Source organism: Johnsonella ignava ATCC 51276, assembly GCF_000235445.1.
Lineage (GTDB): Bacteria > Bacillota > Clostridia > Lachnospirales > Lachnospiraceae > Johnsonella > Johnsonella ignava.
Genome location: NZ_JH378830.1, coordinates 4,111 through 30,157, shown reverse-complemented (window position 1 = coordinate 30,157; position 26,047 = coordinate 4,111). Strand labels below are relative to the sequence as shown.

22 protein-coding genes, 1 other RNA gene and 3 pseudogenes are annotated in these 26,047 nt (G+C 34.0%); 8 read left to right on the top strand and 18 right to left on the bottom strand.

The genetic code is table 11. From position 1 onward, the window contains the following. Window positions 1-79: 79 nt before the first annotated feature. The 6 genes and pseudogenes from smc to pta form a co-directional block, all read right to left on the bottom strand. A complete protein-coding gene (smc, locus tag HMPREF9333_RS02680; protein ID WP_005539631.1) occupies window positions 80-3,676 on the bottom strand; it encodes a chromosome segregation protein SMC in 3,597 nt (1,198 codons plus the stop codon). Window position 3,677: 1 nt separating this feature from the next. After that, window positions 3,678-4,367: a ribonuclease III gene (rnc, locus tag HMPREF9333_RS02675; RefSeq protein WP_040882181.1), complete on the bottom strand. Its 690-nt coding sequence runs from the start codon at window positions 4,365-4,367 to the stop codon at window positions 3,678-3,680. A gap of 86 nt (window positions 4,368-4,453) precedes the next feature. After that, window positions 4,454-4,685: pseudogene (gene acpP / locus HMPREF9333_RS02670) on the bottom strand (acyl carrier protein). Window positions 4,686-4,851: 166 nt separating this feature from the next. Next, complete coding sequence (gene plsX / locus HMPREF9333_RS02665) at window positions 4,852-5,874, bottom strand: phosphate acyltransferase PlsX (RefSeq protein ID WP_005539629.1); 1,023 nt, start codon at window positions 5,872-5,874, stop codon at window positions 4,852-4,854. A gap of 141 nt (window positions 5,875-6,015) precedes the next feature. Next, complete coding sequence (locus tag HMPREF9333_RS02660) at window positions 6,016-7,215, bottom strand: acetate/propionate family kinase (protein WP_005539628.1); 1,200 nt, start codon at window positions 7,213-7,215, stop codon at window positions 6,016-6,018. A 72-nt stretch (window positions 7,216-7,287) separates the two neighbouring features. After that, the gene (gene pta / locus HMPREF9333_RS02655) at window positions 7,288-8,283 is read right to left on the bottom strand and encodes a phosphate acetyltransferase (RefSeq protein ID WP_005539627.1); all 996 of its coding nucleotides are present in this window, start codon (window positions 8,281-8,283) and stop codon (window positions 7,288-7,290) included. Between the two features lie 165 nt (window positions 8,284-8,448). Here pta and HMPREF9333_RS02650 point away from each other — a divergent pair, with 165 nt between their 5' ends. Next, complete coding sequence (locus HMPREF9333_RS02650) at window positions 8,449-9,813, top strand: tRNA(Met) cytidine acetate ligase (protein ID WP_005539626.1); 1,365 nt, start codon at window positions 8,449-8,451, stop codon at window positions 9,811-9,813. Window positions 9,814-10,072: 259 nt separating this feature from the next. Beyond that, a complete protein-coding gene (lexA, locus tag HMPREF9333_RS02645; protein ID WP_005539625.1) occupies window positions 10,073-10,687 on the top strand; it encodes a transcriptional repressor LexA in 615 nt (204 codons plus the stop codon). A gap of 196 nt (window positions 10,688-10,883) precedes the next feature. Here the strand turns inward: lexA and rpsU are convergent, their stop codons facing one another. Then, window positions 10,884-11,060: a 30S ribosomal protein S21 gene (gene rpsU, locus HMPREF9333_RS02640; RefSeq protein ID WP_005539624.1), complete on the bottom strand. Its 177-nt coding sequence runs from the start codon at window positions 11,058-11,060 to the stop codon at window positions 10,884-10,886. Window positions 11,061-11,623: 563 nt separating this feature from the next. Here rpsU and HMPREF9333_RS02635 point away from each other — a divergent pair. After that, complete coding sequence (locus HMPREF9333_RS02635) at window positions 11,624-11,887, top strand: DUF6110 family protein (RefSeq protein ID WP_005539616.1); 264 nt, start codon at window positions 11,624-11,626, stop codon at window positions 11,885-11,887. A 5-nt stretch (window positions 11,888-11,892) separates the two neighbouring features. Then, a complete protein-coding gene (locus HMPREF9333_RS02630; RefSeq protein ID WP_005539614.1) occupies window positions 11,893-13,968 on the top strand; it encodes a heavy metal translocating P-type ATPase in 2,076 nt (691 codons plus the stop codon). A gap of 236 nt (window positions 13,969-14,204) precedes the next feature. Here HMPREF9333_RS02630 and rplS read toward each other — a convergent pair whose 3' ends face one another. Further along, complete coding sequence (gene rplS, locus HMPREF9333_RS02625) at window positions 14,205-14,549, bottom strand: 50S ribosomal protein L19 (RefSeq protein ID WP_005539612.1); 345 nt, start codon at window positions 14,547-14,549, stop codon at window positions 14,205-14,207. 315 nt (window positions 14,550-14,864) lie between these two features. Between rplS and HMPREF9333_RS13795 the strand changes: the two are divergent. Further along, window positions 14,865-15,083, top strand: a pseudogene (locus tag HMPREF9333_RS13795) (IS1634 family transposase); the annotation flags it as partial. A gap of 95 nt (window positions 15,084-15,178) precedes the next feature. Here HMPREF9333_RS13795 and HMPREF9333_RS02620 read toward each other — a convergent pair. Then, a complete protein-coding gene (locus HMPREF9333_RS02620) occupies window positions 15,179-15,568 on the bottom strand; it encodes a hypothetical protein (protein WP_005539610.1) in 390 nt (129 codons plus the stop codon). A gap of 241 nt (window positions 15,569-15,809) precedes the next feature. Then, complete coding sequence (locus HMPREF9333_RS02615; RefSeq protein WP_005539608.1) at window positions 15,810-16,574, bottom strand: hypothetical protein; 765 nt, start codon at window positions 16,572-16,574, stop codon at window positions 15,810-15,812. 510 nt (window positions 16,575-17,084) lie between these two features. Between HMPREF9333_RS02615 and abc-f the strand changes: the two genes are divergently transcribed. The 3 genes from abc-f (at window position 17,085) to ssrA (ending at window position 20,035) form a co-directional block, all read left to right on the top strand. Continuing rightward, window positions 17,085-19,019 (top strand): ribosomal protection-like ABC-F family protein, encoded by a 1,935-nt coding sequence (abc-f, locus tag HMPREF9333_RS02610; RefSeq protein ID WP_005539606.1) that lies wholly within the window; start codon window positions 17,085-17,087, stop codon window positions 19,017-19,019. Between the two features lie 115 nt (window positions 19,020-19,134). Further along, window positions 19,135-19,443, top strand: a complete 309-nt coding sequence (locus HMPREF9333_RS02605; protein WP_005539604.1) for a hypothetical protein — start codon at window positions 19,135-19,137, stop codon at window positions 19,441-19,443. Window positions 19,444-19,694: 251 nt separating this feature from the next. Beyond that, window positions 19,695-20,035: a transfer-messenger RNA gene (gene ssrA / locus HMPREF9333_RS12475) on the top strand. 58 nt (window positions 20,036-20,093) lie between these two features. Here ssrA and smpB read toward each other — a convergent pair. From smpB to HMPREF9333_RS02580, 8 genes and pseudogenes are all read right to left on the bottom strand, one after another. Continuing rightward, window positions 20,094-20,558, bottom strand: coding sequence for an SsrA-binding protein SmpB (gene smpB, locus HMPREF9333_RS02600; protein ID WP_005539602.1), 465 nt, complete (start codon window positions 20,556-20,558; stop codon window positions 20,094-20,096). Window positions 20,559-20,572: 14 nt separating this feature from the next. After that, window positions 20,573-22,828: a ribonuclease R gene (gene rnr / locus HMPREF9333_RS02595; RefSeq protein ID WP_005539600.1), complete on the bottom strand. Its 2,256-nt coding sequence runs from the start codon at window positions 22,826-22,828 to the stop codon at window positions 20,573-20,575. 153 nt (window positions 22,829-22,981) lie between these two features. Continuing rightward, the gene (locus HMPREF9333_RS02590; protein WP_005539598.1) at window positions 22,982-24,205 is read right to left on the bottom strand and encodes a hypothetical protein; all 1,224 of its coding nucleotides are present in this window, start codon (window positions 24,203-24,205) and stop codon (window positions 22,982-22,984) included. A 291-nt stretch (window positions 24,206-24,496) separates the two neighbouring features. Next, entirely contained in the window at window positions 24,497-24,925 is a 429-nt protein-coding gene (locus HMPREF9333_RS02585; RefSeq protein WP_005539596.1) for a VOC family protein, read from the bottom strand. A gap of 320 nt (window positions 24,926-25,245) precedes the next feature. Next, entirely contained in the window at window positions 25,246-25,350 is a 105-nt protein-coding gene (locus HMPREF9333_RS13635) for a hypothetical protein (RefSeq protein WP_156797257.1), read from the bottom strand. A gap of 29 nt (window positions 25,351-25,379) precedes the next feature. After that, window positions 25,380-25,493: pseudogene (locus HMPREF9333_RS13725) on the bottom strand (DUF4368 domain-containing protein); the annotation flags it as partial. After that, entirely contained in the window at window positions 25,462-25,587 is a 126-nt protein-coding gene (locus HMPREF9333_RS13630; RefSeq protein ID WP_156797256.1) for a conjugal transfer protein TraG, read from the bottom strand. The pseudogene HMPREF9333_RS13725 and the gene HMPREF9333_RS13630, both read right to left, overlap by 32 nt. 89 nt (window positions 25,588-25,676) lie before the next feature. Continuing rightward, the coding region (locus tag HMPREF9333_RS02580; RefSeq protein WP_040882128.1) for a DDE-type integrase/transposase/recombinase at window positions 25,677-26,047 on the bottom strand (371 nt) is incomplete at its 5' end.

Sequence of the window (26,047 nt, the reverse complement as noted above, 5' to 3'; positions counted from 1 at the left end):
CACATCCATACACCACCCTCCGACTTTGATAAATTATCATTTATTTAGAGAGTGATACAATAATATAATAAAAATTCAACTAATTCAAATCATTTTCTACAAGATTTACTGAAACAAGAGTCGAAACACCCTTTTCCTGCATTGTAATACCGTAAAGCCTGTCGGAACCCACCATAGTACCCCTTCTGTGTGTTATAACTATAAACTGTGTCCTTGGACTTAATTTATGCAGATACTTTGCAAATCTGTCAACATTGGAATCGTCAAGTGCCGCCTCTATCTCATCAAGCAGTGCAAAAGGAGAAGGTTTTAGATTCTGTATTGCAAAAAGCAGTGATATAGCAGTCAGTGCCTTTTCACCGCCTGAAAGCTGCAGCATATTTTGAAGCTTTTTACCCGGCGGCTGTGCAATTATGCTTATATCCGCCTCAAGCAAATCAGTACCTTCCTCAAGTTCAAGTCTTCCGCTTCCTCCGCCAAAAAGCTCTTTAAAAACTTTATTAAATTGTGAATCAATCTCTTTGAATTTTTCCATAAATCTTTTTCTCATACCTGAGTCAAGTTCATCTATTATTTTAACAAGACTTTTTTCACTTTCAACTATATCATCATGCTGGGTTTTCATAAGCTCATATCTTTCACTCAGTTCACGGTAGTCCTCTATGGCATTGACATTTACACTTCCAAGTGCCCTTATATCCGACTTAAGCTTCTCAACATGTTTTTTAAGAGTATTTTTATCACTTTCTAAAAGACTTTTACCGTCAGTAAAACTCAAATCGGAATTATCTTCGTAATCAAGATTGCACGCTGTCTGGTAAGTAATTTCATATTCATTCCACATATATGATGACAGCTCCGATATCTTCTCCTGAGTTCGCTCCCTTCCTGTGGCAAGCCTTAAAAGCTCCTTGTCAATCTCGGCAATACGCTTTGAGGCGGCATCATTTTCACCAAACAGACCTTTAAGCTCATCGGATTTTTTGTTTTTTTCTTTAAAAACACTCTCCATCATACATGCAGTTTTATCAGCTTCTTTTCTTATTTCTGAAATTTTAACATTGATAACATCTATCAGCCTCTTTTTATCCTCAATATTCTTAAAACTGCACCTTATTCTTTCATCAAGCCCTTCTTTTTCAGATTCAAGCAAAGAAATTTCATTTTTAACCCTGCTTAAACTCTCCTTAGTATACTCAATATTTTGTTTTATATTTGAAATATTTAATACAAACTCATTTACCTTAAGTACAAGCTCATCACGCAGCTTTTTTCTGTGTTCAAATTCCTCATTATTTCTGGCATCTGTATTTTCGGTATCACGATTTTTTTCATCCCATGCCTTTAATGTTTCATTTAGTTCATGTTCAAGCTGTTTCGCATGGTTTATCTCTTCATCAAATCTAAGATTTTCCTCAAGTATGCCTTCTGAATTTTTTCTGATTTCTTCAACCTTTTTGTAAAGTGAATTCAACAAAACTTCAGTCTTTGATTTATTAATCAGCTGCTCCTGCCTTTTTTCATTTAAAGCTCTTAAATTCTGTTTACATCCTGCAAGTTTCTGCCTTGCAGCTTCAAATTCCTCATTAAACCGTTCATATTGTTTTAAACTATCAGCGGTCTTTTTTTCAAGCTCCTCTATCTCCCTCTTTCTTCCAAGAAGATTATTTTCATTTTTAAAAGCACCTCCGCTTATAGCACCGCCGGGGTTTATAACTTCACCTTCAAGAGTTACAAGCCTGTATTCATAGTTGTATTTTTTAGCAAAATTTACAGCATTTTCAATATTATCAATCACTAAAACTCTGCCAAGCAGATAGTTTATAACATTCTTAAACGACTCCTTTGTAGTTACAAGTGATGAAGCAATACCTATAACTCCTTTTTCTGTAAGCAGATTTTCGGCGTTCCATACCTTTTTCCCCTGCATAGCACTTAAAGGAAGAAATGTGGCTCTGCCATACTTATGTTTTTTAAGATATTCAACTAAAGCTTTCGCAGTCTCCTCGGAATCTGTAACTACATTCTGTATCCTGCTTCCAAGAGCTGTTTCAACTGCAGTTTCATACTTCCTTTCAAGTTCTATTATATCCGCTACAACCCCATATATACCGCCTATACGGTCTCTGGTATCCATGACATGCCTGATTGAATTGCCATAGCCTTCATACCTTTCAGCCAGATTTTTCATCGACTCAAGTCTTGCAGTATCCGTCTGGAACTGTTTCTGCATATCGGCAAGAGAAGTTGAAATTATTCCTGCTCTTTTTTCGCAATCTTTTTTTTCTTCTTCAAAACCGTGTATACTTGAAAGAGTTTCATCCATTTCAAGTATAAGTTTGTCAAGACTTCTCTTTTCATCCTCATACCTTTTAACAACGGCTGACTCTTCCGATTTTATTAAAAGAATCTTGTTTGCAGCCTCACTTTTTTTAAGTCGTCCTTGTTCAAGTATAAGCTCATATTTTTGTTTTTGTGCATAAAGATCCGCTCTTTGACGTATTGCCGCAATCATCTTATCTTTTGCAGCTTCAATCAGCTTTGAAAGATCTTTAAGCTCAGTATCCGCATACTCCAGCTCCTTACACGAAACCTTATACATGCCGTCCGCCTCTTCATGCGTCTTAAGAAGCCGGTTAAGTTTTTCATCATATTGTTTAATTAAAGCTTTTTTATCACTTATATCATTCTCTATATTAATAATTCTTGAATTAATATGTTCCGAATTAGCCTTTTCAGATTTTATCTGTTCTTTAAACAGTTCAATTTTACTCTCATTATCATGCAGTGTCATATTTTCCTGAGCCTGCTTTTTCCTGTATTCTTCAATACACGCTTCAAGCTGTACAACTTTTTCTTCAAGTTCGGAATATCTTGTTTTCAGTTCATCATGTACTTCTAACGCCTGCTTCATATCTTCCTTGGCTATGATTTCGTATTTGTCTACTTTGGAAAGCTTTAAATTCAAATCATCATATTCATTTACAAAAACTGCCGACTCAGCCTTTTTAAGAACATCTCTAATCTTCAGATACCGTTTTGCAGTATCTGACTGCTTTTTTAAAGGAATTGTCTGTTTTTCAAGCTCATCAATTATATCTCCTATTCTTAAAAGATTTGCCCTTTCATTTTCAAGCTTTTTCTGTGCAAGTTCTTTTCTCCTTTTATATTTTGTGATTCCGACAGCTTCATCAAAAAGTTCCCTTCTGTCCTCACTTTTTTTACTAAGGATTTTATCAACCTGCCCCTGGCCTATAATTGAATAGCCTTCTCTGCCTATGCCTGTATCATATAAAAGTTCACTTATATCCTTAAGTCTGCATGTAGAATTATTAATCATGTATTCGCTCTCACCTGAACGATATATACGCCTTGAGATTGTAACTTCATCAAAATCAATTGTCAAAGTACGATCCGAATTGTCCATAGTAATTGCTACAAAGGCATAACCTTGAGGTTTTCTCAGCTCAGTTCCTGAAAATATAACATCCTGCATATTCTGCCCCCTGAGCTGTTTTGCACTCTGCTCACCAAGCACCCACCTTACGGCATCAGATACATTGCTTTTGCCTGAACCGTTCGGACCTACAATTCCCGTAATACCTCGATGGAAATCAAATACTATTTTATTTGCAAATGATTTAAAACCCTGAACCTCAATTTTTTTTAAATACATATTATTTAATAACTCCAAGTTTTTTTAACGCTTCATGAGCAGCAAGCTGTTCAGCGCTTTTCTTACTTCCGCCCTCAGCTCTTGCAATTTCTTTTCCTGAAACATTTACAGATACGGTAAATGTCTTCATATGATCAGGTCCGTCTTCTGAGATAAGCTTATATTCAAGATCCATGCCCGAATCCTTTTGTATATTTTCCTGTAAGATAGTCTTGCTATCAAAAAAGAATCTCTTACTTTCAATATCATTTAATACGATCCTAAGTACAAATTCTTTTGCACTAGCAAAACCACCGTCAAGATATACAGCACCTATCAGTGCTTCAAGAGCATCAGATAAAACACTTGAACGCAGCCTACCGCCCGTAGATGCCTCGCCCTTCCCAAGCCTTAAAAAGGAACCGAGATTTATCGTTTCCGCACAATAGGCAAGTGCAGGCTCACATACAAAAGCAGCTCTTGTCTTTGTTAGATACCCTTCTGTTTCATGCTCGTATTTATTAAAGAAAAATTCACTGCTTATAAGCTCAAGGGCGGCATCTCCCAGAAATTCAAGCCTTTCATTGGAACCTGTCTTTCCAAGCCTTAGTTCATTTGCATACGAACTGTGAGTAAGTGCAAGTGTAAGCAGCTTTTTATCATTAAAATTATATCCTATAATACTTTCAAGTTTTTTAATATAATTCAATATTTTTTCTCCGTGATATATTTTATAGTTATATACAGGCTGAGAGTCTGCGATATAGCGGACTCCCAGCCTCATAAGATTTTTAAAACCTAGCCAACACTTTCTTTTATCTTGTCCACCGCATCTTTAACAGTAGAGATTTTTTCAGCTTCATCCTGAGGTATTTCAATGTCAAATTCTTCTTCTATACCCATAATTATCTGAAATATATCAAGTGAATCTGCACCGAGATCATCTATAAATGTTGATTCAGGTGTTATATCATCTTCGTCTATATTTAAAACTTCTGCAATGTATTTTTTTTATTTTTTCAAATTCCATTAAAATCTCCTGAAAAATATATAATTTAAAATATCCGTATATATTTTATCTCTGCTTAACCCCTTATATATAATAAATGTATTCTTCATGTGTGGATATATTTATTTTTATATTGCCGGACTGCTTTTACAGACGGTTTTATTGTGCTTAAAGAACATCTTTATATCTACCGGCTCCAGTTATTTTCCATGCTTTCTTTTATAAGCTCATTTAAGCCGCTTTTTTTAAAATCTATACACTGTGCTATAGCATTACTGACTTCGTTTGCCTTTGAATTGCCGTGCACTTTAACTACAAGCCCTTTAAGCCCTAAAAGCGGTGCCCCTCCGTAGTTTGAAGCATCAAAATCCTTTAAGGCTTTCTTAAGTGAATTTTTTACAAGCAGTGCACCTATCTTTGTTAAAAATCCTTCATTAAACGCACCTTTAATTTTTTCAAGCAAAGTCGCACCTACACCTTCATAAAGCTTAAGTATTACATTGCCTGTAAATGCCTCACATACTATAACATCGGCACCTCCCCGGGGAATCTCTCTAGCCTCAATGCTGCCGATAAAATTTATATCACTGCATGATTTAAGCAGAGGAAAGGTTTCTTTAACAAGTGCATTTCCTTTTTCTTCTTCAGCACCTATATTTACTATTGCAACTTTAGGACTGTTTACTCCCAGCATTTTTTCCATATAAATTGATCCTATACGGGCAAACTGTATAAGATGTTCAGGTCTTGCATCAACATTTGCACCGCAATCTATAAGCAGCGACACTCCGCAGGCGGTTGGTAAAAGCGGTGCAAGCGGAGCCCTATGTACACCTTTTATCCTGCCTGCTATAAGCTGTCCTCCTACAAGAAGTGCTCCGGTACTTCCTGCAGATATTACGGCATCGGCTTCATTATTTTTTAAAAGGTTCATAGCTAAAACTATTGAAGAGTCTTTCTTTGAACGCACCGCTGCCACCGGCGGCTCCTCATTTGTGATTATCTCGGAAGCATCTACTATACTAAGCCTGTTTTTATCATAATCATCTTTTCCCGGAGCTCTTTCTCCAAGCACCTTATTTATTATATCCTGTTTCCCTACAAGTTTAACTGAAACCTCATTATTTTTCTTTAGTGCATCAAGGCAGCCTTGTATTATTTCATCAGGTGCATAATCTCCGCCCATAGCATCAACCGCTACTGTAACCATCGCAAAAACCTCCATATCGTTACTATAATTATACTGACATAGATTTCCCTCTGCACCGTATTCCTAAGCACAATTTCACCGGGAAATTAAAGCATTATAGTATACCGACATGAGACATGATATACTATATCAGATAAAATATCAACCGTTTATAAGCCTTTTTGTATCTCTTGCTATAGCAAGCTCCTCATTAGTAGGTATAAGCATTACCTTAACCTTTGATGACGGTTTTGATATAAGTGTAAGCTTTCCTCTCACATCATTGGCTTTCTCATCTATCTCGACTCCGAGATAGCCCAGATAACTGCATATATCCCTGCGACCTTCTATATCATTTTCACCTATACCGGCAGTAAATGCTATGGCATCAACTCCGTTCATAGCAGCGGCATAAGCACCTATATATTTTGCAACTCTGTATTTAAATGCCTCAAGTGCCGTTTTTGCAAGCTCATTGCCTTTTTGAGCTTCTTTTTCAATATCTCTGAAATCAGAGGAAATTCCTCCGCTCATACCGAGTACACCTGACTTCTTATTTAAAATATCAAGCAGCTCATTAATAGTTTTGTTTTCTTTATTTGCTATAAACTGTATTATAGCCGGATCAAGATCTCCTGATCTTGTGCCCATTATAAGACCTTCAAGAGGAGTAAGCCCCATAGAAGTATCAACACATTTTCCGCCTATTGAAGCAGACACTGATGCACCATTTCCAAGATGGCATACTATCACTTTTGCATTTTCAGGATTCAGGTTTGCAAATTTTATAGCCTCACCTGATACAAACATATGGCTTGTACCATGAAATCCATATCTTCTTATTGAATATTTTTCATAATATTCATTTGGAATTGCATATCTGCATGCCTTTTGAGGCATTGCCATACCAAAAGCGGTATCAAATACCACTACATTTTTTACTCCGGGTATCGCTTTTTCAACTGCTTCAATACCCATAAGATTTGCAGGATTATGTAGCGGTCCAAGATCAAAACATTCTCTTATTCCCTCCTTAACCGCCTTGTCAACAACTGTTGATTCACTATATTTCATACCTCCATGTACAACTCTATGTCCCACAGCAGAGATTTCCGAAATATCCCGTATAACACCATGTTCTTTGTCAGTAAGCGCTTCCATCACAAGACTTATTGCTATATTGTGATCAGGCATATCTTTTTCTACTATAAATTTTTCGCCGCCCACAGGCTCATGGGTCAGTTTTGAACCTGATATCCCTATCCTTTCACAAAGTCCCTTAGCAAGCACTTTTTCATTATCCATATCTATAAACTGGTACTTAAGTGATGAACTTCCGCAATTAATTACAAGTATTTTCATTTTTCAACATTTCTCCTTAAATTCAAATTTTTCTTTTTTATAAATCATATAATCTTATTGTATAACAATCCTTTATTCCGCCATTGCCTGAACTGCCGTTATCGCTACAACTCCAACTATATCCTGCCATGAACAGCCTCTTGAAAGGTCGTTTACAGGCTTTGCAATGCCCTGGCACATAGGACCGTAGGCTTCAGCCTTTGCAAGCCGCTGCACTAATTTATAGCCTATATTTCCCGCATCAAGATCCGGGAATACAAGTACATTGGCACTGCCTGCCACATTTGAACCCTTAGCCTTGCTGCTCGCTATCTCAGGAACTATGGCGGCATCAAGCTGAAGTTCGCCATCTATCTGAAATTGCGGTGCAATTTCCTTTGCCAGCCTTGTGGCCTCAACAACCTTATCAACATCAGAATGCTTTGCACTTCCCTTTGATGAATGGCTTAACATGGCAACCTTAGGTTCGGCTCCTACAAGGAATTTGAAACTTTCCGCCGAAGACAATGCTATATTTGCAAGTTCCTCAGAGTCAGGATTTTGCACAAGTGCCGAATCCGCAAATACAAACACGCCTCCATCTCCATATTTACAGTCAGGTACTTCCATTAAAAAAAATGCCGACACAAGCTTAGTACCGGGCTTTGTCTTTATAATCTGCAGACTCGGTCTTAAAGTATCGGCTGTTGAATGACATGCACCGCTCACCATACCGTCCGCATCACCTGCCTTAATCATAAGACAGCCATAATAGGCGTAATCGCTTAATATTATTTTTCTTGCTTCTTCATGAGTAAGACCCTTCGATTTTCTAATCTCAACAAATAGGTCCTCATATTCCTTTGTTTTCTCATAAGTATTCGGGTCTATAAGCATTGCACCGCTTATATCACATCCTTCAGAATTTTTCCGGATTTCATCAGGAGTGCCTATTATAATAAGTTTTGCTATGCCTTCCTTTAAAATCGTTTCAGCTGCCTTAAAGGTCCTGATATCCATCGATTCCGGCAATACAATTGTCTTTTTACCTTTTTTTGCCCTATCTTTAATTTTGTCAATAATTCCCATTTTGACATCTTCCCCTTTCAAATTCATTTATAGTACTTTTACACAATTAAAAAATAGTGTATAATCCTATGTTCTTTGTTATAATTATAGTATATCCTTACAGATAAATACAAGCCTAAAGTTTATTTATACTTTACGGTGTTTAAAAAAATACAATAAAAAATTATGAATACTTATACAAATAAAAAAATACTTGGAATTATAGCTGAATACAACCCCTTTCACAACGGACATGAATACCAGATAAAGAAAGCCTTACAGCTCTGCGGTGCAGATTATGTAGTCGCAGTTATAAGCGGGCATTTTGTACAAAGAGGGGAACCTGCGATATTTGATACCTCTACGAGAGCTGAAATGGCTCTAAATTGCGGAGTTGATGCAGTTTTTGATATACCTGCTCCCTTTTCAACTTCATCCGCTGAAGATTTTGCAATGTATGGAGTTGCTCTGCTTGAAGCTTTAGGAGCTGATTTCATATCCTTTGGATGTGAAGATGCCGGTGAAAATATTTTAAACGACTTACACCTTATATCCTATATACTTCTTGGCAAAAATAAGTGCAGACAGATGTTTTCTGCAGCATTAAAAGCTGAACTTGCCTCAGGTAAAAGCTACCCTGCATCAAGAAATACCGCCGTTTTAAAGAGCCTGACAGATTCAGGCTATGACGTGGATACAATAAAAAGAATTTCAGATATACTGAACAAACCCAATAACATACTTGCTCTTGAGTATATAAAGTCAATAATCAGGCTTAAAGCAGGCTTAAAGCCTGTAATAATAAAACGCTGCGGTATGGGATATAAAAGCACTGAACTTATACCGGGACATTTCGCATCCGCCTCGTCCATAAGAAAACAGCTTTTTGAGGATTCTTATCATTCAGGCTGCACAAACATATATGAATATGTTCCAGAAACTGTATATAAAATACTTAAAAAACATAATCCGCTTAATCCCGATATAATTACAGGCTACACTTACAAGAAAATCCTTGAACTAAAATATAGCCATTATATTTATCAACAAACAAAAACTCCTAAGGAGAGCTTTTCACTTTCGCAATTTACGGATATTTCACCTGAACTTGAAAAAAGAATATACAGTAATATAGGTTTTAATACATCATATGAAAAAATGATATCCGAAATAAAATCAAAACAATATACTCATTCCAGAATATCAAGAGCAATTATACATATTATTCTAGATATAACAAAAAGCGATATGGCACTTTTTAAAAACAGCGGATATATCAATTATGCCAGACTTATAGGATTTAAAAAATCAAAATCGGATATACTGGGAATAATTAAAAATAAATCACAAGTTCCGGTTATAAGCAAGGCAGCCGATTTTGATAAAGTACTTTTTAATAATTTTAATAAATCCATGCCTTTAAGATATGAGGCAGGACGAAGACTTTTTCTAAAAGAAGCCTATGCCTCACAACTATATAATTCATTCTGTTATGAACTGCATAAAAATATACTCCCGAATATCTTTGAAAGAAATTTTCTTAAGGTATAAAAGGCTTAAGATATAAGCACTTAACTTAAGTCAATTTATTTTTGTAGCATTTTTAACGGTATTTTCTTTAAATTATTTGCCTTTTACCCAAACATATGTTACTATTAAATATCTAAAATACTATATAAACACTTTTACAGGATATCACATACCGGATTAATCATATATAAATTCATGTATAATTAGTCTATACCTGTACAACCGGTATGATGGTAATTTGGTAACATTACATATTTAAAGGAGGATTTTAAAGCCTGCTATGTCAGAATATAAATTAACAAAAAAACAGGATGAAATACTTCAATGTATAAAAAACTGTATTCTTAAAAAAGGATATCCGCCGTCTGTAAGAGAAATAGGGGCGGCAGTGGGACTGAGCTCAACATCATCAGTACACTCACATCTTGAAAATCTTGAAAAAAAGGGGTATATAAGAAAAGATCCCAGTAAACCAAGAACAATAGAAATAGTTGATGACACTTTTAATCTTACAAGGAGGGAGATGGTTAATGTCCCCGTAGTAGGAGAAGTAGCTGCCGGACAGCCTATATTTGCCCAGGAAAATATAAGCGATTATTTCCCTATCCCCTCTCAGATGCTTCCAAATGCTGATACTTTCATGCTCACAGTCCGTGGGGATTCAATGATAAATGTAGGAATATATGACGGTGATCTTATAATAATTGCAAAACAGTCATATGCACAAAATGGCGATATAGTTGTCGCACTGCTTGATGAAAGTGCTACTGTTAAAACTTTCTATAAAGAAGAAAATCATATAAGACTCCAACCCGAGAATGATTCAATGGAACCGATAATTGTTAAAGAGGTTCTTATACTCGGAAAAGTTGTAGGACTGTTCAGAAAAATGTGATGTGAGCTCTATAAAATATAAAGCAGTATTCAGTCCGATTAAATACTTGATGTGTTTCTATAGCTTTACTACATGTATATTTAATTTCATAATAAAGGCATAAAAAATCCCGGCGTTAAGCCGGGATTTAGCATTACTTAAAACATCTGCCGCACCCTGTAGATATATACAGCTGTAACGGCTACTGATAAAAGTATTAGTTGAATTTTCTTTTTCTCGCAGCTTCAGACTTTTTCTTGCGTCTAACGCTTGGCTTTTCGTAATGTTCTCTTTTACGGATCTCCTGCTGGATGCCAGCTTTAGCACAATTTCTCTTAAATCTTCTGAGTGCGCTGTCGAGACTCTCGTTCTCTTTCACAATCACGTTTGACATCTAAAAATACTAACCTCCCTCCGGTTGTGAAATTTAAAAATTCCTCTTTATCATATCATAATAATAAAAATAGTCAACTGATTTTTTAATACAGAATATAAAAAAATATAAAAAATATGACGATTAAATATGATAATATATCTCATTATTGTTGGTAATAGGTTAGACTACCTAACTATATTCGAGATTGAATCGTCGTTTTGTATGAAATATCTTTTCTTCTTCGTTTTATATTCATGCATTAATACTGTGAGTTTGTTTTGTCTAATCAAAATTCATTGGTATATAAGCAGTATAAATACATAAAAAATAAATTTGTTTTATATTTTTAAGTTTTGAGAGGCAAAACAGCTATAATATGCTTAAAAAATACATTATATACAGCACAGTAAGTTTATGTTATTATGATAGCACACAATAAATATTTTTTGTATATATTTATTGTACTTTTCAATGTCTTTAGACATTGAAATATTGTAAAAACTACAACCGGCAGCTTTTACAAAACAGTAATGCATTACATATAAATATATTATACTATAAATAAAACGGAGGATTATAATATGATTGGATTTAAAAAATTAGCTTTTTTTGTGGGTGGAGCGATATTCGGCTCGGCAGGAATTAAACTTCTAAGCAGCAGGGATGCAAAAAAAGTATATGCACACACTACAGCAGCAGCACTTAGGGTTAAAGAGAGTGTAATGGAAACTGTTTCAAATATACAGGTTAATGCCGGAGATATACTGGCAGAAGCAAAGGATATAAACGCAGAGCGTGCACAAAAACAAGAGCAGTCAGTAGTCGGCGACAGTACAGAGGCTTAATCAGGGTGAAATGCAGAATAATACATGAATCTTCCTTAAGGATAAGATTTAAAATAGAAAAACCTCTTATAACGATACAGCAGGCCGACATACTTTTATACTATCTTGAAGAAAAGTCTTATGTAAAACAGGCTGTAGTTTATGAAAGAACAAATGATGTGGTAGTCTTTTTTAAAAACGGGCAAAAAGATGCCGTAATTTCTGCCATATCAAAATTTGATCTTAATTCCGACTCACTTACAGATAATGCTTCACAAAATTCAGGCAGGCTTATAACCAGACAATTTCAAGAAAAATTTGTAGGAAATATAACCTTAGCCGTGGCAAGACAGCTTTTTCTTCCATTACCTTTAAGAATTTTATATACTGTCTTAAAATCGACCGGATATATAATTAAAGGAATTAAATCGCTTATTAACGGAAAGCTTGAAGTTGAAGTACTTGATGCAATCTCAATAGGAGTTTCAGTCATACGACGGGATTTTTCTACTGCCGGCTCAATTATGTTTCTTTTGGGGTTAGGGAGTCTGCTTGAAGAATGGACACATAAAAAATCAATAAATGATCTTGCAAGAACCATGTCGCTTAATATAGACAAAGTTTGGCTAAAGACAGATGGTGCTGATGTGCTTGTGCCTGTATCAAGTATAAAAAGCAAGGATCTTATAGTTGTAAATATGGGTAACGTAATACCGTTTGACGGAATTGTGTATTCAGGTGAAGCGATGGTAAATCAAGCCTCACTTACCGGAGAATCAGTACCTGTAGCAAAAAGAGAGGGAGCTTATATATATGCAGGCACTGTCATAGAAGAGGGCGAACTTATAATATCTGTAGATGCCGAAGCAGGCAGCGGAAGATATGACAGGATAGTAAAAATGATTGAAGAATCGGAAAAACTTAAATCTGACACTGAAGATCGAGCTTCAAACCTTGCAGATAAACTGGTTCCATACTCGCTTTTAGGAACGGCATTTACTTACCTTCTTACAAGGAATATACAAAAAACACTTTCTGTACTCATGGTTGACTTTTCATGTGCACTTAAATTTTCAATACCTCTTGCCGTACTTTCAGCTATGAAAGAAGCAGGCAGATATAAGGCTACAGTAAAGGGCGGCAAATATCTTGAGGCAATTGCATATGCAGATACCATAGTATTTGATAAAACCGGAACATTGACACATGCATGTCCTACTGTTGAGAAAGTTATAGCCTGTGCAGGTCAAAATGAAAGACAAATGATTAAAATTGCAGCCTGTCTTGAGGAACATTTTCCTCATTCAGTTGCAAATGCGGTAGTTGCCTATGCAAAAAAACTTAACATATCACATCGTGAAATGCATTCACATGTTGAATATGTCGTAGCACACGGCATAGCAAGCACTATAAAAGAAGAAAAGGTTATAATAGGCAGTTATCACTTTGTATTTGAAGATGAACATACCGAAATCGCACCTGAGGATAGTGAAATAATTGAAAATCTGAACCCACAGTATTCTCATCTGTTTCTTGCAATAGCCGGTAAACTGGTTGCAGTAATATATATTTCAGATCCGCTTAGAGATGAAGCTGCCGAAGTTATTGCAGAACTTAAACGACTCGGCATTAAAAAAACCGTGATGATAACCGGTGATAATATAAAAACAGCTGAAGCTGCCGCTAAAAAAGCCGGTGTTGATGAGTTTTATGCAGGTGTACTTCCTGAAGACAAGGCAGCTTTTATTGAAAAAGAAAGAAATTCCGGAAAAACGGTTATAATGGTGGGAGACGGTATAAATGATTCTCCGGCACTTTCCGCAGCCAGCTGCGGTATAGCCATAGGAAATGGTGCCGCTATAGCAAAAGAAATCTCGGATATTACAATAACCGCCGAAAGTTTAAATGAGCTTATAACTCTTAAAAAAATAGCAAACAGGCTTATAGATAGAATAAACAGCAATTATAGATTTATAATGAGTTTTAATACAGCCCTTATACTATTTGGAACTTCCGGGATACTTTCTCCAACTTCTTCAGCCCTTTTACATAATATATCAACTTTAGGAATTTCCGTAAAGAGCATGACAGACTTGATTTAGTATATTATACTATTGCTGTTTTCTATGCAATGACTAAAAAAAGGTGCTTACAAATGGTAATAAAATCATTTGTAAGCACCTTTTTTTGCAGAGATAAATATACTTTATATAGATAAAAATATATAACATACATTTTTATAAAAAAACAGAGATAAATTCCTTTTCTATATATTTATCACTTTAAGTATTAGTATTTATTTTATGCTGTACCCGGCTTATATCGCTCGGAACTATAACTATCTTGCTTCCTTTACTTTAGCAGCCTTGCCTATGCGTCCACGGAGATAGAAAAGCTTAGCTCTTCTGACTCTTCCTTTTCTTACCACCTCAATTCTATCAATAAAGGGTGAATGAATAGGCCATGTCTTTTCAACACCTGTACCGTTTGAAAGCTTTCTTACAGTAAAAGTCTCTCTTATACCGCCATTTTGTCTTTTAAGCACAACTCCTTCAAATACCTGAATTCTTTCTCTGTTGCCCTCTTTAATCTTGTTATAAACCTTTACCGTTTCACCTACATTAAACTCAGGCACCTTTTCTTTAAGCTGTGCATTTTCAATCTTTCTAATTAATTCGTCCATAGTATATAAATCCTCCTGTTTTAATTTGATGTTCATGCCATTAACTCAATATATAATATAAATTATAAAAAATACTATTTATGACAGAGGAGCACCTCGTTTTAACAACCTATGGATTCTACCATAATTTTTTATAAAAATCAAGGATTTTTTGAGTATGTTATAACAATAGTACTTCATAATACTTTATCCTGGAGGCTATTATGGCTTATTTTTTGAGAAAAGAAGAAAAAAGGAACTTAGCTTCAAATATATGAATCATTTTGTTATAAGAATAAAAAATAACCGGGAACAAAAAATATAAAATCTTTTGGTTATATTAAAGATTTCTCTCCATTTTCTAAATCAAAGACTGCCTCTCAGATATTTCCACATCTTTATGGTAGTGCAAGTACCTCTTAGGAACAAGTTTATGACGGATGTTCTTTTATAGGAGAGTCCTATAAAAAATACATAGATCTATTTAACTACTCTTACGAAAAGCATTACAAAAGAAATCCAAGTAATATTCATTTCAGGGCAAAAATCTTTTATCATTAAATTTTTCTGATAGGTGTAATGTAATTTCAGTATAAAACCGTCAACCATAGTTAAATTACCGACAGAGTCATGTCTATATGCTTTTAAAATTATTTAATTTTTGTCCTTACATCACGAATAATCTTTCCGTCTTTTTCATATACTATTCTCCACAACATACTGCCTTGTTCTAAATCAGAACCATACAAAAAAATAAGTTCTACTTCTAAACCATTATATAAAACATACACTGGATAGGGATTTCCGCAACCCTCCCATTTATCCGGTTCTCCTAGTATTGATAATATCTCCCAACTCGGCTTTCTTATTAATGATTCAAATTTATATCTTGTTTCAGAATCAACTTCACACATATCATACCTTTTATATAAAAATATTAACATAAACAATAATAAGAGAAATAAACCTAATAATAATATTTTTATACTCTTTCTTTTCAGATATTTATTTTTTGCTGATATAATAAAATCCCAAGTCATATTTATACCCTCTTTTCTTTGCATCTTTTTTAGGATTTTTACCCCTGTAATAACCTTTGTTAACCCCTGTTTATGAAACTTTCCATCAATATCCTGCCGATACCAATAATACTCATCATCAGGATTAACTACAATTAAAACCGTATATTTACCCGATAAGTTGTATGATACTTTTCAGATTTAGTGATTATTAAAGTGATGACCTGCTATTTTATTCATTTACATCCCGGCACACTAAGTCTTAATCATAAAATATATTCAATGAATGGTTTATAATTTGAGGTGCATATTGTATACGACATTTGAACTTCCCATCCTCTGAATATAAATCTATATAATTCAGCTTACTTTCTTGATTAGAAGAGAAATCAGCCGGGAAAAATACATAGTATGAATTGATATGATAGTATATTCTGTTATTATCAGTTATACCATGAGTTTTCCCATATAAATTCACTATATCTTCATATGTATATTCATCATTTAAATCAAAAAATTGTCTTGGCTTTATTTCTATTTTATGCACATCTGAAATGATTTTTCCCTCAGCAAAAAGTTTCTTTATATATTCAGTGCTTTTAAAATTTTTTTCAACGTACATAACTAAGCCTTTATAATTTTCAGACATATCTTCTACCATAAGCTCAATAACTGTACCTTTTTCTGATAGTGCATGCATCCAATAATCTAAAAAAACTAGATCTTCCACCTCATAATAGTCTCTGACAAATCCACACCCTGTAGTACCGGTAACTGGACCTATTTCCCGTTCCAAATCTTTATATGTTGTATCGGAATCAATTCCACTGATAAAATATTCCACATTCAGATTTTTCTTAGAATTCAGTGCCGATGTTTCACTCAGATTTTGTTCTGAGTTCAGCTCCGATGCTTCATCCGGATTTTGTTCGGGATTCAATGCCCATGTTCTATTTATCTTCATTAATACAATTACTCCCATTATTATTAATAAAAGAGCAAATGCAGGTTTTACAATCTTTTTCATTTAAATACCTCTTCTATATAACATGACATGTGTTTTCCCGGCTGTTTTTAATGCCGGTTCAGGGCTACGCTTAGATACATTGTTTTTAATTTGATCGCTGTAAAACTACGCAAATCATAAAAATATATCAGAACCTATCAGCTACATATATAGACTTATGGGCTTAACTAAATATTCATCAATTTATACAGACTTATATCAATATATCTAATTATTTAAACGTACATAAATATATAAATATCCGACTGTTTTGATGATTTATAAATCTATAAATTTTAGCTGATATTCTTAATATTTTTTTAAGAGTATCATAAAATTTTAATGCTGTCAATGATATTTTCCTTGAGTGTACGTATTTCACTCCCATATATGTTTAATGTTGACAAAACTCTATATTATATAACATAATATAGCTGCCTGATGTACGCAAAAACCGCATTGCATCAAAGCAAACAGTCCTCTACACAATGACATACAGTTAAATTTGTATTATAAAAGGAGAATAGGATTTTGATTTTAAATGTCTCAAACTTATGTAAATCATTTGGAGATGAAGAAATTATAAATAATGCTTCATTTATAATAAACGAAAATGAAAAAATAGCAATTATAGGACCTAACGGTGCCGGTAAAACGACTCTCCTGCGTATGCTTGCCGGAGAGCTTACACCTGATTCCGGTACTGTAAATATATCTAAAAATGCGAGTATAGGCTTTCTTCACCAGATCAACAACCCTGATTCAAAACTAAGCATTAAAGAAGAACTTCTGACAGTGATAAAGCCGATTATCGATATGGAAAAAAATATTAAAAAAATGCATGATGATATGGACAAACTTACAGGTACTGAGCTTAAAACTCTTTATAATTCATATAACAGACTTATACATGAATATGAGCTTGCAGACGGCTACTCGGCACAGAGCAGGGTAACCGGCATACTAAAAGGTCTCGGTTTTTCTGAAGATGACTTTTCAAAAGAGATAAATACTCTTTCCGGAGGACAGAAAACCAGAGTTTTTTTAGGGAAACTGTTATTGTCAAAGCCTGATATCATAATACTTGACGAGCCTACAAACCATCTCGATCTTTCAAATATAGAATGGCTTGAAAATTATTTACTTAATTATAAAGGTACCGTTATTATAGTTTCACATGACAGATATTTTTTAAATAAAATAGTTAATAAAGTTATAGATATAGATAATACCGAAGCTTTTGTATACTCAGGAAATTACACTGATTTTACTCAAAAAAAAGCAATGCTTAAAGAATCTGAGCTTAAGGCATACTTAAATCAGCAAAATGAGATAAAAAGGCAGGAAGCCGTTATTGATAAGCTCAAATCATTTAACCGTGAAAAATCAATAAAACGTGCGGAAAGCCGTAAAAAGATGCTTGATAAAATAGAAAGACTTGATAAGCCTTTGCAGGAAAATACTAATATGAAACTTTCTCTTTTGTTTAGGCACGAGAGCGGAAATGATGTACTGAAAGCCATGCATCTTAAAAAGGTCTTTGATAAAAAAGAGCTTTTTTCAGATATAAATTTTGAAATAAAACGAGGTGAGCATGTTGCAATAATAGGAGATAATGGAAGCGGCAAAACGACTATATTAAAAATTATAAATAACCTTATCTCTCCTGATAACGGTTTTATAGAACTTGGAGCAGGAGTTGAAACCGCCTATTATGATCAGGAACATCAGATACTGAATAAGGAAAAAACTTTATTTGATGAGCTTCAGGATACTTATCCAGATCTTGATAATACCTATATCAGAAATGTACTTGCAGCATTTATGTTTACAGGTGATGAAGTCTTTAAAAAAATATCAGATTTAAGTGGAGGGGAAAGAGGGAGAGTTGCACTTGCAAAACTTATGCTTGGAAAAGCTAATTTTATACTGCTTGATGAGCCTACAAACCATCTCGACAGTTCAAGTAAGGAAATTCTTGAAGAGGCAATAAGAGAGTTTAAAGGTACCGTTTTATATGTATCGCATGACCGTTACTTTATAAACAGAACTGCCGATAGGATCCTTGAACTTAAAGATGGCAGGATTTATAATTATATAGGAAATTATGATTATTATATTGAGAAACGTGATGATGTAAGAAATGCGGCGTTTGCATATCCATCAGCTCAGACCCCTTTATCAGCATCACTTAACCCGGAGGAAAAAAGCTCAAAACAGGACTGGCTTAACTCAAAAGAAGAAGCTGCAAAAGCAAAAAAACAAAAGGCTGCTCTTAAAAAATGTGAAAATGATATAGAAAAGTATGAAAATGAAATTAAACAGATAGAGCTCAATTTTTCAATGCCCCATATTCAAAGCGATGTCGGGAAACTTATGGAACTTCAAACTCAAAAAGAAAAGGCTGAGGAAGAACTTGAGAAACTTTATGAAGAATGGGAAAATCTTGCACAACAGATAACATGATATAAAGATGCTTTAAAACTGTCAAAAGTCGCAATATGTGCAGGCAAGCCTGGCGTATTTGTCCGTTGCCCTCAAGAATAAATTTAAAATATCAATATATGAAAGGTTTCAATGTATGAAAAGAATATTGGCAGCAGCTGCAATCATTGTATTTTTTATATTAACAATTGCAACAGTAGCTGCAGGAATTGCAGGAGCCTCATCAAATACATTATTTGCATTACTTTTTTGTAGTATAGCAATACCGGGTTCGGCATATGCATTTATTATAATAACAAGGCAGATAAAAAATTTAAATAATACAGCTTCTTTTCATGATATACCGGATAATATATCCGGTGATATATCTGATGATACACCTGATGATATATCTAATGATATACCCGATAACATACCTAATGATATACCTGATAACATGCCTTAAACAGATACTTCCGATAAAAAACACAAAACTATATAGCAGACAAATATAAATAAACTAAATAGCTATATTAAAAATATCGGAATGTTGTTACCCAAAACCTAAATATTACTTTAAAAAAATTACAATTTTCAAGAAGTGCTTAAAGCCTTGCTTTTAGCTATATTTTATGTTACAATTCTTTCCTCAGATATGAGGATAAATATTACAGCGTTTATCATTTATATAAACAAAATTATATAAGACTGATATCAGGGGATGTACCGGTTTCGACAGGGAACATGCAGTCGGTGAAGCTGTCCGTATGCGATGCGTTAAATGGCAAATTTAAATTAAACGCTGACGAAGAATTAGCACTCGCTGCCTAAGGGCAGCCACAGCCCCCTTGGCACCTATACCTCGGGATATGCTGTGTCGAATATGTAGGAAACTGTATATGCAAAGCTTTGAGCATATATAAGTATTATGAAGCTACTAAAACTGCAGGTGTGTAAATTCCCCTGCGGCAGCAGGAATATTTAAATAATTTACTATGACAGTAGAAGAACGAGGAATTGTTTTTTGGACACGGGTTCAACTCCCGTCATCTCCACTACCTATACAAATCCGAAATACTACATTTAAATTATTTCGGATTTGTATTTAAATATACTCTATTCTTTTCTTAAACCATGTTTTAAAGCCCTGTCAACTTCTCTTTTATGATCCTTCTTAGCAAGACTTTCCCTCTTATCGTAATTTTTCTTACCTTTTGCAAGACCTATTTCAACCTTTACAAGGCTTCCTTTAAGATATACTTTAAGTGGCACGAGAGTAAGCCCTTTTTCCTGGACCTTTGAACCGATTTTAATTATTTCGTTCTTATGCATAAGAAGTTTCTTTACACGCAATGGATCTTTATTGAATATATTGCCCTTTTCATAAGGATTTACATGCATCCCCATAATATAAATTTCATTTTTTTCAATACGTATCCATGATTCCTTTATTGAGCAATGTCCTATGCGGATTGACTTAACTTCTGTGCCGAAAAGCTCTATACCGGCTTCATAATTTTCAAGGATAAAATAATCAAAATATGCCTTTTTATTATTGGCAATAAGTTTTATGCCTTCCATTTGCTGACCTCAATTTATTTTCTTCTTTTTTTCTTTTTTCCATAAGGTATAAAATCAATTACACGTGTCATTTTATCCGCACCTGCCACTACTATTTTTATACTATCACCCAGTCTAAATATTTTATTGCTCCTTTGACCTACTGTTTCATAATTTATACTGTCAAAAAAATAATAATCATCACCAATATCAGCCATGCTTATAAAACCTTCAATAGTATTTTCAAGTGCAACATACATGCCGTGCTTTGTCATACCGCTTATTATACCGTCAAATACACATCCTATCCTAGTCTGCATATATTCACACATTTTATATTTTACGGCATCTCTTTCCGCATCATTGGCACGGCGTTCCATAGCTGAAGAATGTGAAGCCACATAATCAAGTATATTCATATAATGAGTACGTCTTTTATCACTTATGCCCTTTTTTATATTTTCCTTTATAATGCGATGTATCTGCAAATCAGGATACCTTCTTATGGGTGAAGTAAAGTGGGTATAATATTGTGCCGCAAGTCCGAAATGTTTACCCGGAAGAACCTGGTACCTTGCCTGTTTCATACTACTAAGCACCATCCTGCTTATAACCGCCTCAGCCTCTGTACCGTAAATCTTGTTCAAAAGTTTTTGTATCTCCTTAGGATGCATTTCATTTTTTGAAGTAATCACTGAAAATCCGAAATTATTTATAAATGCCGATAATTCCCGCATTTTTTCCATATCGGGAGTATCATGTACTCTGTATATAAAAGGCAGCTCCAGCCAGAAATATTCCTGTGCAACCGTCTCATTGGCTGCCAGCATAAATTCCTCTATAATTATATTGGCAACAGTTCTGTTATAAGCCTGTATCTTTTTTACACTCCCGTCAGTATTTAATATAATACTGCTTTCAGGCAGATCAAAATCAATTGAACCTCTTTCAAACCTCTTCTTTCTAAGAAGCAGTGCAAGGTCATGCATATTATAAATCAGCTTTCTAAATTCCGTATCTTCTATAATTTCTGTACACACATCCAAATCCTGTGTATTTGAATTAATCATATCCTTATCCTGATTTTCAAGCAGCTCAAACACATAGTTATAGCTCAATCTTTTTTTAACTCTTATAACAGTTTCGCATATCTTGTGAGATATAACCTTTCCACTGCTGTCTATATCCATAATGCATGAAAGTGTCAGTTTATCCTCATTCGCATTTAATGAACAGCACCCATTTGAAAGCTGTGCAGGAAACATAGGAATAACACGGTCCGGAAAGTATACGCTTGTGCCTCTCTCACATGCTTCCTTATCAAGCAGTCCCCCTTCTTTTACATAATGGGATACATCGGCTATATGTACACCGAGTTTCCATATACCGTCATCAAACTCCAAACTGACAGCATCATCAAGATCTTTTGCATCTTCTTTATCTATTGTAACTGTATAGACATCTCTTAAATCGATCCTTTTATCAATTTCTTTGCTTATATCCCTTAGAGCTACTCTATTTGCGGCAGCTTTTACCCTTTTTTCAAAGTCCTCAGGAAAACCGAAAACTTTGATTATTGAAAGTATATCAACACCCGGTTCTTTTAAATCTCCCAGTATTTCTTCGACAGTCCCCTCAGGATTCTGCCTTAAACCACTTCCATAATCATCTATCCTGACCAGAACTTTTGTATTATCCAAGGCATCCTTTGACTTTTCAGCGGGTACATATATATCTTTTAATATACGCTTATCATCAGGTACTACAAACCCAAATTTTTTATTTTTTTTATATAGCCCCAGAATATGCTTATTAACATGTTCCGTTACCTTTATTACACTGCCTTCAGCTTTTTGTTCCGAACCTTTTTTTCTGCCTGAATCTATAATTCTAACAATTACTTTATCTCCATTTAAAGCAGTATTCTGATTCTTGCCTGATATAAATACATCCTGTTTTTGATCAACTGAAACGAAAGCAAATCCATTCCGGCTTACTGTATATATACCGCTGTATTCTTCACCCGCTTTATAATTTGCTGAATTATATACTTTTTCTTTTTCATTTACACATGTGTCCGTCTTTCCTGCAAGCTTATATCTTCCATTCGGCATAAGCTTAATCTTTTTTAAAGCTACAAGTTCATCAAGCACTTCAAAAAGCTGTGCCTTTTTAGGCTTTTCAATGTTTAAACATGCGGCAATTTCCTTTAACTTCATAGGACGGTATACCGGATCATTCATAAAATCAAGTATTACTTTTTTTCTTCTGTCTAATTCGTAAATATCCATCTCAATTTATATTTGATTTAAGTCTTTTTATATTTTCCTTAACAATTTATTTTTTTATATGTTTTTATATTTATTTGCTTTTTAACTAAAAATATAATTACTTCCCAAATCATCTTTTTATAAGTTCTTATATTTTGTAAATTTCATTAAGTATCATTCACTGAAATATTTTTCCATTAAGTTAATCCATTCTTCTGTTCCGGGGCTATAACAAACAGAGTTCCCCAAAATAAATCCTTCTCCAGTCATTGTTCCAAAATAATACGGTGAAATCTGTAATTCTATTTCACTTCCATCTTCCTTTATAAGAATTAATAAATCTTCATAAGATGTTCCGCCCATATAAGATACATCAGAACTTTTTAAAATCTTTATTATTTTATCAACAGTATCTAAATCCTTTATATTTATAATTTTACTTTGTTGTCCTTGCGGATTTTTTCTAATATATTTTATGAAACAAATATCTGCAATTTCATCTAAAGAACGAACCTCATAAAAATCTTCAATTTTTTCATAAAGAGATTGATTAATAGAGTCCATAAAAGGCATAGGTTCACCATCATAATCATATAAGCCTACACATTCACTATTTATTTTTGACGGTTCAACTTTGCTCTTGTCATCTGTAATTTTAGTCAGTTCATCATATGAGATTGGTTTGTATGCATAAAAATCTTCTCCGTGTTCCCACTTATACATCGATATATATGGCGTCTTAAACGGCTTAAGAGCTCTTAATTGTTTTTCGTGTAATTGACTAATATATTCCAACCTGTTGTCATTTACTATTTCATTAAATACCTTACCTATATTCATACCTGAATATTTTATATCATCTAAATCTGAATATTGTCTAATACCCAAGTATAAAAACTTCCCGTCTTTACTTTGATAAAAAGACAGAATCCCAGGAAAATCATATATTTTATCAAAATTCTCCTCATTATCCATCCGACTATCAATCCATTTTCCTAACTGAACATATCCAATTTCCTCAACCCTGCAATCTAAATCTCTCAAAACAGCACTTTCAGTTTTAGATATCCCGAGAATGTAGGCATATCCGTTATTAGCGAAACGTCCTAAAAACTTATAGTCATTTTTTATAGGCCTTGTATAAAACTCTAAAAGAGATTGATCCATATCAGTATATTTGATTTCAGGAGTTTCCGCCTCCATCGAATTTATTAAATCCCTTATTTCATCCATTTCTATATCAATAAACTGATTTTCTGTAATACTGTCATAAACAACATTTGTCTGTTTATCGGTATCTGTATTTTTAAAAGTTTCCACAGAGTTTAATACCTGTTGCCCGGTGCAGGCAACCAATAAAGCTATTGGTATAAAAATATAAAGCCAAAGTTTTTTCATAAGCTTCCCTGCCTTCCATATATTGTACTAAAGCAAAATAGTATTTACTTGCTTTCAATTTTTTATAACCATGTCAATAATAAATGCAACTATCAAATTCATCAATTAACATGTTCTTCTTTTATGATTATAGTATAGCCAAACATCATAAGTTTATCAAATACTTGTCTGTAATTTTATTATATTTTCATTAAATATTTTGCTTGCTATCCCTAGTTTTACAACTGCTTGTTCTAAAATAAAGTTTAAGTATTCTTTGCCGGAAGCCATTTTTTATATCTACCTTAATTATTAAAATTTTAATAGTCCATTTTCGTCAAACTTAAAATTTGAACCCCAGGCAACTTCCCAGTAATATCCATCTAAGTCCGAAAAATATGCATGATATCCACCCCAAAAGGTATCTTGTGGTTCTTTTACGATTCTTCCACCAACATTTCGTACTAATTCAATTACACTATCAACATCTTCTTTATGTTCAACATTGTATGCTAATGTAATTCCAGAAAACCCATTTCCCTTTGGTGGGTTATTTTCATCAATATCTTTTGCTAATTGTTCTAAAGGAAATAGTTCAAACTTTGTTCCTAAAGTATCGAAAAAACATACTGGCGGATTATTTTCTTTGCAATCAGTCTTATATCCTAAACCATCTCTGTAAAACTTTATTGACCTTTCCATATCGCTAACACCTAAACAGATACAGGTAATCTTATTCATTGCCACCTCCTCAAATTCCAATTATATATTCCTATAATTTAGCTGATTTTGCTGCAATATATGTTTTAATATCATGTGAAGTTGCTTTCCTCCATTCCCAGCCTTCCTCAACCCATCCGTAAATATTTTTTTTATATCCTGATATGTTTTCATTATTTCGTTTATCTCCTTAACAACTTTGAAGTTTGCCTCTATAAGTATTTGCCAATATTATACTATTTTTAAGACATTCTTTCTACCGTCAGATTTCCTACTTACTTTCAAGTTTTTCATAGAATTAGATAGGAAAAGAACGTAAATTACGAATACAAAATATTCTATTATTCTTTCCGTTCCGATTGTACTGCCTTTAACAGCTTATCTTGAAATGTATCCTTACTGTTTGGGTCAAAATATATCTCTGTTACAAAGGTTTTTCCATTCATTTTTTTATTAGAATGCCGCAGGTTCGGGGTGTGGCTCGGCTGATGATTGGCTCATGCACATTTTCTATTATTTGACATTTATCTTTATCTACATAATAGTTTCTCTTATCTTTATAATGCTTTTCGGTCTTGAAATCCAGCATTTTTCTTATTGTAATCAGAAAGCATTTTGTAGTTCTTATGTTTTGTAATATCAAATTTATCAGAATAAAAAGGTCTTGCTTCTCTTATTTCCAAGATGCACTTTCCTCCATCCATTACTTTAAGTTCATCTCTATGTTGTGATTGTAGTGGTCAAGCATTTTTGTAACACTTGCGACTGATTTTTATACAGCATACCGTGCCTCAAAGGGAGTGCGATATCCGTTATAGGCATGGGGACGTACATGGTTATACTTTATGTATGCAAAATCCTCAACAGCATCATATAACTCCTGTTCCTCATGGTAATGGTGAAGATATATCTCTTCATTTTTCAGAGTATTAAAATACCTTTCCATTGGTGCATTGTCATATGGATAGCCTGCCTTGCTCATGCTCTGTGTGATGCTGTTTTTCTCACAGAATTCAGTAAAAGCCTTCGATGTATATTGACTTCCCTGATCACTATGCAGGATAATATCTGTGCTGACAAATCTCTGACTGTCCAGAGCTTTTTGCAGGGTTCGGATGGCAAGAACAATGGTTATATGACGAT